The sequence below is a fragment of the Cytophagia bacterium CHB2 genome, assembly GCA_030263535.1.
GTDB lineage: Bacteria > Zhuqueibacterota > Zhuqueibacteria > Zhuqueibacterales > Zhuqueibacteraceae > Coneutiohabitans.
Genome location: SZPB01000225.1, coordinates 1 through 10,670, shown reverse-complemented (window position 1 = coordinate 10,670; position 10,670 = coordinate 1). Strand labels below are relative to the sequence as shown.

11 protein-coding genes and 1 pseudogene are annotated in these 10,670 nt (G+C 54.2%); 10 read left to right on the top strand and 2 right to left on the bottom strand.

All coding sequences use genetic code 11. The annotated features are described in order from the left end of the window. Nucleotides 1-17 precede the first annotated feature (17 nt). Complete coding sequence (locus FBQ85_19550; GenBank protein MDL1877331.1) at nt 18-797, top strand: hypothetical protein; 780 nt, start codon at nt 18-20, stop codon at nt 795-797. Nucleotides 798-1,267: 470 nt separating this feature from the next. On the opposite strand, the gene FBQ85_19545 is transcribed toward FBQ85_19550, so the two are convergent. Further along, a complete protein-coding gene (locus FBQ85_19545; GenBank protein MDL1877330.1) occupies nt 1,268-1,624 on the bottom strand; it encodes a hypothetical protein in 357 nt (118 codons plus the stop codon). A 58-nt stretch (nt 1,625-1,682) separates the two neighbouring features. Further along, nucleotides 1,683-2,762 carry a hypothetical protein gene (locus FBQ85_19540; protein MDL1877329.1) on the bottom strand — a complete coding sequence of 360 codons (1,080 nt, stop codon included), beginning with the start codon at nt 2,760-2,762 and terminating at the stop codon, nt 1,683-1,685. Between the two features lie 209 nt (nt 2,763-2,971). Between FBQ85_19540 and FBQ85_19535 the strand changes: the two genes are divergently transcribed. The 9 genes and pseudogenes from FBQ85_19535 to FBQ85_19495 all read left to right on the top strand — a co-directional run bounded on the left by FBQ85_19535 (nt 2,972) and on the right by FBQ85_19495 (nt 10,669). After that, complete coding sequence (locus FBQ85_19535; protein MDL1877328.1) at nt 2,972-3,649, top strand: NAD-dependent epimerase/dehydratase family protein; 678 nt, start codon at nt 2,972-2,974, stop codon at nt 3,647-3,649. Next, nucleotides 3,642-3,722, top strand: a pseudogene (locus FBQ85_19530) (hypothetical protein). The gene FBQ85_19535 and the pseudogene FBQ85_19530 overlap by 8 nt, the downstream one beginning before the upstream one ends. 366 nt (nt 3,723-4,088) lie before the next feature. Further along, nucleotides 4,089-4,982, top strand: coding sequence for an alpha/beta hydrolase (locus tag FBQ85_19525; protein ID MDL1877327.1), 894 nt, complete (start codon nt 4,089-4,091; stop codon nt 4,980-4,982). Beyond that, on the top strand, nt 4,916-5,881 hold the full coding sequence (locus FBQ85_19520; GenBank protein ID MDL1877326.1) for a DMT family transporter: 966 nt from the start codon (nt 4,916-4,918) through the stop codon (nt 5,879-5,881). Before FBQ85_19525 ends, FBQ85_19520 begins: the two co-directional genes overlap by 67 nt. A 137-nt stretch (nt 5,882-6,018) precedes the next feature. Further along, nucleotides 6,019-6,921, top strand: a complete 903-nt coding sequence (locus FBQ85_19515) for a diacylglycerol kinase family lipid kinase (protein MDL1877325.1) — start codon at nt 6,019-6,021, stop codon at nt 6,919-6,921. Nucleotides 6,922-6,945: 24 nt separating this feature from the next. After that, nucleotides 6,946-7,875, top strand: coding sequence for a ribonuclease Z (rnz, locus tag FBQ85_19510; GenBank protein MDL1877324.1), 930 nt, complete (start codon nt 6,946-6,948; stop codon nt 7,873-7,875). Between the two features lie 154 nt (nt 7,876-8,029). After that, nucleotides 8,030-9,571: an ATP-binding protein gene (locus FBQ85_19505; protein ID MDL1877323.1), complete on the top strand. Its 1,542-nt coding sequence runs from the start codon at nt 8,030-8,032 to the stop codon at nt 9,569-9,571. Between the two features lie 126 nt (nt 9,572-9,697). Beyond that, nucleotides 9,698-10,060 (top strand): STAS domain-containing protein, encoded by a 363-nt coding sequence (locus tag FBQ85_19500; protein ID MDL1877322.1) that lies wholly within the window; start codon nt 9,698-9,700, stop codon nt 10,058-10,060. A gap of 393 nt (nt 10,061-10,453) precedes the next feature. Continuing rightward, the gene (locus FBQ85_19495; protein ID MDL1877321.1) at nt 10,454-10,669 is read left to right on the top strand and encodes a DUF2905 domain-containing protein; all 216 of its coding nucleotides are present in this window, start codon (nt 10,454-10,456) and stop codon (nt 10,667-10,669) included. Nucleotide 10,670 lies beyond the last annotated feature (1 nt).

The following is a 10,670-nucleotide window of genomic DNA, read 5'->3' as shown; positions in this document are numbered from 1 at the left end:
AACAACAGGCCAAAGCCTTGAGCCGAGAAATTTTGGAAGGCGAAAGCGTCGCCACAATTTCGGCGCATATCAGCCAGATCGAAACACAGTTGGCGGAACTGCCCGCGGCCTCCGCACCTTTGGCAACGTTGAATCTCGAGGTTTCCGAAGCCGCTTTGGCGGTGTTGCGGCAGCAACGCGAGAATTTGCAGAAGGAGATTTACGACAGCAAGCAAACGTTGTCCATCATCAACGAACGCATTGCCGCCCGCCTGCAAAATCAGCCTTCACTCGCGGAGTTGGAAGAGGAAATCGCGCTTGTGGAAACGGAAGTCGCGCGCTATGAACAGGCGCGCCAGGCCCTGGAGCTCGCGCACGACATGATTACGCAGGCCGCGCAGCGCTTGCACCGCGATTTTGCGCCGCGCCTGAATGAATTCCTCAGCCGCCATTTGCAAAAGCTGAGCAACGGCAAATACCTGTCGGCCCTGGTCGAGCCTTCCACCTTTTCCGTGCATGTGCTGCAAAGCAATCAAAACGCGCCAATCGATATCGACAAACTCAGCTTTGGCACGCGTGAGCAACTGTATCTGCTGTTGCGCGCGGCGGTGGTTGAGTTGTTTGCCAAAAACGGCGAGGGCATTCCCTTACTGCTCGATGATCCGCTGGCGCACGCGGATGAAACACGCTTGCGTGAAGCATTGGATATTTTTGCCAATCTCGCGGAATCCCATCAAATTTTTTATTTTACCAAAGATCAAGCCGTCGCGCAGTATTTTGGCGAACGCTTTGGCGCGGAAACGCTTTTCAAAATCTGAATTCCACAAAATAAAAAAGGCCCGAATCTTTCGACTCAGGCCTTCTTGGCTGTGAGGGGGAGCCTATCTATGTCAATCGCCCTGCGGCGTTCAGATGAATCCCCAAAAAAATCATCCGGCCAACTGTGAGAGGGGCGTCGAGCGTCATGCTCTCCGCAGATTAAGGAAGAAATCATGCCACGTTTTTAGGCACTCACGATTATAAGCCGGATGCAAAGGTCTCTTTCGCTAACCGTCCTATCAGCGAGATCGAGTGACTTTGATCTTCATATTAGCAACCGCCGTGCCGCGATTGCAAAATGATTCGCATCAACTATGTGACAGCTCTCGCAGAAAACATTTAATGATTTTGCTGAATTTATCGGCAGGGGCGTTATGGAGAGTAGCGAAAACCTTGATTCGATCAAAAATTTTGGGGCCATGTTAGAGGAATCTTACAGAAGCGAATTACAAAATCGGAAGTGATACAGTTATTTAATCCACAAGATCGTAATGCCGGGATTGGATTGGCCCAAATCCGGATCCCCAAGCTGCCCGCACTCGTCCCGCATCTCTTGCGTTTCATCATCGAAAATGCTGTAATCTTCCCCGTTAATCACCGCGCGGAAATGACGTCGAAAGCGATAAGCCCAGTCGCGCACCGTTTCCCGGGTTGTACCGCCGCGGCCGTGGCTGCCATAGCCATGCACGATTTTGAGCACGCGAAAATTCTTTGAGCCGCGAATTTCTGTAAGCAGGTCCGTCAACTCAGCCTCGACTTTGGCCGGCGGGCGAGGCGGATGGCCGAGATCAACGGTGCGCATATAATTTTTAGCCGGCAGCGTCATGGCTCCTGCCTCAAATTTTTTAGCGTGTGGATTGGCCAAACGAAACGAACAAGAATTTCTACTCGTGTTTGCCGTTGGTATCCGTGCGCGGCAAAACGGTTTTGCGATAGGGCACCGCTTTACCGACTTTGCGAATGACTTTCTGATCGGTAATCACGTCGATACGCGCAATTTTAAAATCGCTGGGCAGATTCTGCGCGATCATGAGGACAAAAATGATGATGGGGTAAAATTGCACGCCTTTGCGGCCGCGGCGCTGGCGATAGCAGATCAACCCGGGCTGGCCGTTGACTTCGACCAACGCCGTCGCGTGCGGCGACAACCCCACCTCGAACATGCGTGCAAATTGCGTGGCAATGGCCTCCGGGCCGAAGAATGAACCCAGCGGTGGCATCACCAGTGCGGCGCGCTGATCAAACAACGCCGTGAGTCGAATCGGATCTCTCGCCACCAATATTTTTCCGAGACGGCGGGTCAGTTTTGCAGCAGCGGGATGCGACGGGAGAATCGGCTGGCGCGGTAATTTACTTTGCGCGGCATGAATGGTTTTTTGCGCAAAATGCAGGTGTTGCACCATTTGCTCGGCGGAGAGATTGGTCGCTGCCGCCGTCATCGCATCGCTTGCGCCCAAAATTTCTTTCATTAAAAAAACAGCGCGGGTTTCCGGCGCCAAGAGCTGCAACACATTCACGAACACCAGAGCCAGGCTCTCATAGGTCGCCACCGCCCGCTCCGGATATGCTTCGATAGCATCAATATCATACAACGGCATTTTGCCGGTGAGCAACGGTTCGACGCCTTGGCGTTCATTCACGGCAGCCGCCGGGCTCCCGTTCTGTTGGGAGAGTGACAGCGCCGAGGCATGAAGCGAAGCGAGGCTTGCGCCCACGCTGCAACGATACACCAGCGCCTGCCATGAGATTTCAGCAGACGTGACAATGTCTTCGATAATGCCGATTAACGCCTCTTGCGCCGCATCTTCGGCATCATCGACGTTTCCAATGAGACGATAGCACGTGGTGAACACCTGCGGCCGCAGACGCTCGAGCAAACGATCCAACGAGGGCCGGTCGCCCTGCTTGGCAAGATCAAAATCTGTTTGTACGGAGGAAATTTCTTCAATATCAGCCATGAGCATCAACCTTCTTCATTTCTGCGTGGGCAATATACTCAAAATCCGTTCGCTAAGGCAAGGCAAAAAACTAAACACTTGAGAATGCCCGCGGGATTCTGTATAGTGTCCACCACAACGATGGCAAGCGCCTGCATTTCTCGAACAAGAAGTTGACGAATTTTACTCGCTGGAACCGGCAACGATCAGAACGTTTTCACAAACCACGCGGGAGCATGACACCTAAAAACCGAACGCACCAGATCTTCATCACCGGCGGCAGCGGCTACATGGGACGCAGCTTGATCCCTCGTTTGCTGCAACGCGGCCATGAGGTTCGTGCGCTGGTGCGTGCAGGTTCCGAGCAAAAACTTCCGGCCGGCTGCACGCCGGTTTTGGGCAATGCGCTCGAGCCGCGTTCTTTTATGGATCACGTGCGGCCGGCAGACACGTTTGTGCATCTCGTGGGTGTGTCTCATCCCAATCCCTCCAAAGCCGGGCAATTCCGCACCATTGACCTTGCCTCCGTGCAAGCGGCGGTGCCGGCGGCCAAAGCCGGCGGCATACAGCATTTTGTTTATGTCAGTGTAGCGCAGCCCGCGCCGGTGATGCAAGCGTATGTACAAACACGCGCGGAATGCGAGGCATTGATTCGCGCCAGCGGGTTGCCCGCCACGTTCATTCGACCATGGTACGTGCTGGGCCCGGGACATCGCTGGCCTTATTTGTTGTTGCCGATGTACGGGCTCTTCGAACATCTGCCCGGCACGCGCAACACCGCGCTACGCCTGGGTCTCGTCACCCTCGAACAAATGGTCAACACATTAGCTTGGGCAGTAGAAAATCCCGGCCAAAGCATTCGTATTATCGAAGTGCCGGAAATCCGCCAGAAAAAACGGAGATCACATGACTGACAAAGTAGGCCGGAACGATCCTTGCCCGTGCGGCAGCGGGAAAAAATACAAAAACTGTTGCTTGAATAATTCCGCTCGGCAAGAAACCGGGCGTTCGCACGTCCCCTCATTTCGCTTCGAGCCGGGCAGCTATGGCGATACCGGCACGTTTATGCCGTCCATCGCTTGTTTGAAAGAAAACAAACCCGGCGAGTGGAACGTTCACTTTGTGCTCGTCCGGCCCGCAACGGTACATGCTGAGGAAGACGAAGCGTCCACCGCCGCAGAAAATGATTTAGAAGCGGCGTTTGCACAACGGGAACAAATCGGTTCTGACCTTGCTGTTGCCGAATATCTGCGAGCACGAGGTTACGCCAGCGTCGAAGGCTTTAAAATTGCCGGAAAAGGTGATATTGGTTTTCACAGTTGATTAAAAAAACATGCGTCTCATCGCGCTTGCATGCGCATATCGACTGCAAGAATACCCGGTAGATTGATTGAGGATTTCATATTGCGTACCATCTTATTCCTCCTCGCAGGCCTCGCTGTTTTTCTGGTTCTGCTTCGCTTGCTCGAACGCCAGATGGTATTCTTCCCCAGCAAATATCCCGCAGGATTCTGGCAGCCCGATCGTTTCGGTTTGCCGGTGGAAGAGGTTTCGCTGACAACTGCCGACGGCGTCAGCATTCATGGCTGGTTCGTTCCGCATGAAGCGCCGCTGGCAAATCTGTTGATGGCGCACGGCAACGCCGGGAATCTCAGCGATCGTATTGAGTGGCTGGCGCGCTTGCGCGAGGAAATTCCCGCAAACATGTTTATGTTTGATTATCGCGGTTATGGCCGCAGCGCGGGCTCACCGACAGAAGAAGGCTGCTATCGCGACGCGGAGGCGGCGCATGATTGGCTCAAACAGCACTCGCCCCGTTTACCGATCATTGCTCACGGACATTCTCTCGGCAGCGCTGTCGTCATCGAATTGGCCGGGCGGCGCGAGTTGGCTGGTCTCATCATCGAATCTGCCTTTACTGACGCCCACGACATGGCGCGGCTGATGTTCGGCGGCTTGCCCATGGGCTGGCTCACCAGCATGAAATGGGCGAGCAGCAAAAAAGTGCCGCAACTCAACCTGCCAAAACTTTTCGTGCATGGCGATCGCGATGGCGTCATCCCGTATGCGCTCGGCCAAAAGCTGTTTGCGGCCGCCGCCGAACCGAAGCTATTCATCACGCTGCACGGCGTTGATCATAACGACACGTTCATTTCCGGTGGTGAAATGTACTATCGCGCATTGCGCGAATTTGTGCAAAGCTGTGCAAAATCCGCAAGCCCCGATTCTGCCCAAGGACAAAAGTGAGCGCCGCAGCCAACGTCTCGAAAACGATTCCACGCCGCGCGGTTTTTGCCGTGTTGGCGGCGGGAGTCCTGGCCGTCTCGTTTTCGGCAATTTTTGTGCGCTGGTGCGAAGCGCCCGCCCTGGTCATTGCATTTTATCGTTTATTCTTTGCCTCGCTTTTTTTGATCTTGCTCACCGGCCGGCAAACGCTGGCGGAGGTACGCGCTCTCCCCCGCCAAACGATTGCCCGGTCCGCGCTCTCGGGCTGCGCGCTGGCCTGCCATTTTGCAACGTGGATATCATCATTATCTTATACCTCCGTTGCCAGCTCAACCGTATTGGTTGCGACGGTTCCGGTTTTTGTCGCGCTGGGCAGTGTTTTGATTTTGCGCGAACGGGTTCGGCCATTGCTCTACTGGGGTTTGCTGATTGCGCTTGCCGGAACCGTCGTGATCACACGCAGTGATGCGCACCGCGGCCAAAACTCGCTGCTCGGCGACGGCCTGGCGCTTGCCGGCGCGATCTTCGCAGCCGTTTATTTTCTTCTCGGCCGCAAACTGCGCCGCAACATGAACACCGCAACCTATGTTACCCTCTGCTACGCGATGGCAGCCCTGGTATTGCTGCCCGGCATATTCTTGTTGCAGCAGCCGCTTTTTTTGTATTCCTGGCAAACGTTCGGTTTGTTCTTGTTGATTGCGTTGATTCCACAAATGATCGGGCACACCAGCTTCAACTGGGCGCTGCAATACCTCTCCGCGCCGGCAGTGTCCATTGCCGTGCTCGGTGAGCCGATAGGTGCAAGCGTATTGGCATTTTTCTTATTAGAAGAAGGAATCAGCAGCGGCGCGCTTGCCGGCGGCATGATCACGCTCGCCGGTGTTGCGCTCGCGATCTATGCTGAGCCGCGGCAAAAGTGAGGGATCGCACATTCAGTTCTCATCGCAGTTTTTTTCGGTACGCTCGATTCCATTGAGAGTTTACTCGAATTTCTTCAAAAGCTCGGTGTTTTACTGATAAATCGAGGTCAACTCATCTCCCAATCAGAAGCCGCCTCATGAAAAAAATTCTCATTGCCGCCAATCGGCAAGCCGGCAAGGGCCGGGGTGCAAAAGTTTTGCAACACGCGGTGCACGCCTTGCAACAAAACGGCGTTGTGTGTGAAGTTTTGTTATCCGAGTATGACGGCCATTTGCTGCAAGCGCTGCCCGACCGTCTTACCGAAAAATGGGATACGATTGTAGCGCTGGGCGGCGACGGCACGCTGTTTCAAGTGATCAATTGCTGCTTACACACGCCCGGCTTCACGACGCCGCTCGCGCTGCTCCCGGCAGGAACGGGCAATTCTTTTTCAAAAGAGTTAACCGGCGAGGCAATCGAATCGGCGTGGCGCAAAATAATTTCAGATCAGCCCACCGCAATTGACGTGATTCATTGCCGGCCGCACGCGCCGGCCGCGGGCTATCCGAACGGTTACTATTTCATCACCGCGCTGGGGCTGGGATTTGTTTCGGAGGTGACGGTTAACGCGCTGCGCTTCAAGCGGCTGGGCGTGCTGGCGTATGCCTTAAGCGTGTTGACCAGCTTGATCCATCTCAAGACCACGCACATGAAAATGGTATTGGATGGCGAAACGATCGTCCGGGAAAATGTTTTTGTGATTGTCTGCAACTCGCGTTACGCCGGCGGCAACATGAAAATCGCGCCCGGCGCGCGGCTTGACGATGGCTTGATGGAAGTCATCGTACTGAACAAAGTGAATCGCCGCACGGTGATCCGGGCGTTTCCCTCGGTGTTTTCCGGGGCGCATGTGCATCATCCCAATATCGAAATCTTTTCCGGAAAAAAATTACATCTTGAAGCCGACCCCGTGCAGATTCTCACGCCCGACGGCGAAGTCGCGGGGCAGACGCCCGCAACCTTGACCGTGCAACCGCTACGCCTGAAGTTTATCTTATGAACGTCATTTCATCTATCTAAACACATGATCGATATCGTTTTCCTCGGCACCGGCTCGGCATTGCCCACCGCCCGGCGCAATCTTTCCGGTGTGGCGCTGCTGCGCCGGGGTGAAATTTTTCTGTTTGATTGCGGCGAGGCGACGCAAATTCAATTTCGCCGCGCGGGTTTGAAACCGGGCAAGCTGCGCTACATTTTTATTTCACATTTTCATGGCGATCATCTCTTCGGCCTGCCGGGCCTGCTCACCAGCCTCAAAATGCTGGGCTGCCAGCAGGAAATTCATCTCTTCGGCCCCGCGGGACTTGCATCATACATTCGTTTTCATCAGGATTTGTGCGGGTTTGAGTTGGGTTATCCGCTCGCCATTCACGAGATCACCGAAGGTTCCGAGGCCATCATCTGGCGCACGCCGGACTATCATGTCGAATGGCAACCGTTGCAGCATCGCATCTTCACCGCGGGCTTTGCTTTGGCGGAGACAAATCGCCCCGGCAAATTTGACGATGCAAAGGCGGGCGCACTCGGCGTGCCGTTCGGTCCAGAGCGCGGACGTTTGCAAGCGGGTGAAAGCATTGTGCTCAATGACGGCCGCACAATCAAACCGGAAGAAGTGATCGGCCCTGCGCGGCCCGGCCTTAAAATCGCGTACTGCGTCGATACCTCGCCTTGCCCGGGCGAAGAAATTCTTGCCCGCAACGCTGACGCCTTGATTGCTGATGCCACTTTTCCGTGGCAAGATCACGAGTGGGCGTATCAAACCGGCCATTCCACGCCGGCGGATGCGGGCAAAATCGCGCAACGCTGCGGCGTGCGCCAACTCTTCCTCACCCATTTTAGCGGCACACTCGGCCAAGCAGATTTGCCCGCCATGGCCGCCGAAGCGCGGGAATTCTTTCCATACGTGACAGCGGCAACGGATTTAGCGCGCTTCACGATTCGTGAAAGCGATTGACAAAGTAGGAGTGATTTTGTATATACTGATGTTCACAAATTCCCTTGGCGAGGATTATCGAGAAATCTCAAGGAATTTCACTGTTTTTTGCCAAATGAGCTGGCGCGAAGGCCGAGGTACGTCAAATCATGGCTGGCTTGCATGAGGGGGCAGTATGCTATCAAAAGTTTTAAGCGCGGCAGTGCTCGGCATTGATGCGTATCTTGTTACGGTGGAGACGCATCTCGAAGGCCAGTTGCCAGCAATTGCCACGGTGGGTTTGCCGGACGGCGCGGTGCGTGAATCCAAAGAGCGCATTGTTGCGGCGGTGAAAAACTCCGGCTTTCAGTTTCCGCAAAAACGTGTCACCATCAATCTCGCGCCCGCAGATGTTAGGAAAGAAGGCTCGGGCTTTGATTTGCCGATGGCCGTCGGCATTCTCTCGGCCGCGGGCACAATCAATCCGGAACGGCTCGACGATTACATCGTGCTCGGCGAATTGTCGTTGGATGGCACGCTGCAGCCGGTTCGCGGCGCACTGCCCATTGCCATCGCCGCACGTCAGCAAAACAAGCGCGGTTTGATCGTGCCCAAACAAAACGCCAAAGAAGCGGCGCTGGTGAAAGAGCTTGATGTGCGCGCGGCAGATTCCTTGCAGGAAGTTGTCGCATTTCTCAATCAAAAAGCTGAACTGTCGCGCTGCGGGTTGAATATTGACGAAGTTTTTTCAACGCATCGCAAATACCACGTTGATTTGAGCGATGTGCGCGGCCAAGAGCATGTCAAGCGCGCCATGGAAGTGGCGGCCGCGGGCGGGCATAATCTCATCATGATCGGCCCGCCCGGCTCCGGCAAAACCATGCTGGCAAAACGCTTTCCCACGATTTTGCCGGATATGACGCTGGCAGAAGCGCTCGAAACGACCAAGATTCATTCCGTCGCCGGCATCCTGCCCAACGACACGGCTTTAGTCGCAACTCGGCCTTTTCGCGCGCCGCATCACACCGCCAGCTATGCCGGACTCATTGGCGGCGGGCATGTGCCGCGCCCGGGCGAAGTGAGCGTTGCGCACAACGGCGTGCTCTTTTTGGATGAATTGCCGGAATTCGAGCGCAACGTGCTTGAAGTTTTGCGGCAACCGGTGGAGGATGGCCGCGTGACCATCTCCCGCGCCTCGTTATCGCTTACGTATCCGGCGCAATTCATGTTGATCGCGGCCATGAACCCGTGTCCGTGCGGATATGCCACTGATCCCGGCCATGCCTGTTCATGCACGCCGTTGCAAGTACAAAAGTATCTTGCGCGCGTTTCCGGTCCCTTGCTCGATCGCATCGATATTCATATCGAAGTGCCGGCAGTAAAATTTGCGGAGTTGGCGGGCGAGGCCACCGGTGAAACTTCTGAAAAAATCCGTGCGCGTGTGGAAGAAGCCCGGCAGCGCCAACTGCAACGCTTCCACCAGCGGCAACATTTGTTTTGCAACGCGCGGATGGAATCGAAAGATATTCGCAAATTTTGCCGCGTCGATGAGCAGGGCGAAGCCTTGCTGAAAATGGCGATCACCAAATTGGGGCTTTCGGCGCGCGCCTATGATCGCATTCTGAAAGTTGCGCGCACCATCGCCGACCTCGAAGGATGCGAAGACATCATGCCGCAATTCGTCAGCGAAGCCATTCAATATCGTTCACTGGATCGCCAACTCGGCGCCGCGCATTGAATCCCGCAAGCGCCCCCTTAAAGATGGCAAGAAGAGTGCAGGATTTTTTTAGAGTGTATCAATCGTTGCATCATGTGATCGCCGAGCAGGCGTTGCGGTTATCCACCTCAAGGAGCAGGAGTAAATATGTCAAGCTACTCGACCATTGCTTTACGCCACGAAGGCGACCTCATCGTCATCGAGGTTTTGCCGCGGCGGATATACTTGCAAGTGGTGGAAAAATTTCGAGCGGAATTGCATGACGCGCTGGCGTCGGCCAGCGGCGGCGTCTTGATCGATCTCGGGAAAGTCAGCGTCATGAACAGCGCCGGACTCGGCGTGCTGATCGCGGTATACGATCAACTGCAAAAGCAGAAACGCGGATTGGTGATTTGCAATTTGCTGCCGGTCATGATGGAGATTTTCAGCCGGATGAAACTCGAAACATTGATGCCGGTGGTGAAGTCGCAGGAGGAAGGTTTACAACTCTTACGGCAGGGATCGAAATAAAAAATCCCTGCTTCCGATCATATGGGCCTTCAAAGAACCGTGGTTGCACACGGTGGGTGCCGCCTTCTCGTTTTTTACGTCCACGGGATCCCGCCGAAGCAGGATGAGGCATGTAATACACGAGAGAGAGCTAAGTTCCCTACTTGAAGGTGTTGGCTCTTTGATTGTTACCCACACTACGGAACGCAGGGATATTCAATTTCGCAACACATTCGACTTTAATTTTCTCTCATTTGAACAACGGCTAATCTAGTAGATTCGATACAAAAGTCAAGTGTAAAATCTTTTTCAACTTTGCCGCGCAGAGTGAAATGTTATTTTAACCCTGATTTTATTGGCTTTTTTTACATCATTCGCCATAAAAAATTACCCGAACTATTTTTAAAAAAGAATATGCAAGAAGTCGGACGGCTTTTGATGATCGCCGGCATCGTGCTTGCCATCATTGGTTTTGTGCTCACGAATGCCAAATCTCTTCCCTGGTTGGGCAAGCTGCCGGGTGATTTTGTTATTCGCAAAGGAAATTTCACTTTTTATTTTCCATTGGCTACCTCCTTGGTGCTGAGTCTCGTGCTCACATTCTTGCTGTATTTATTCAGGAAAAAATGAT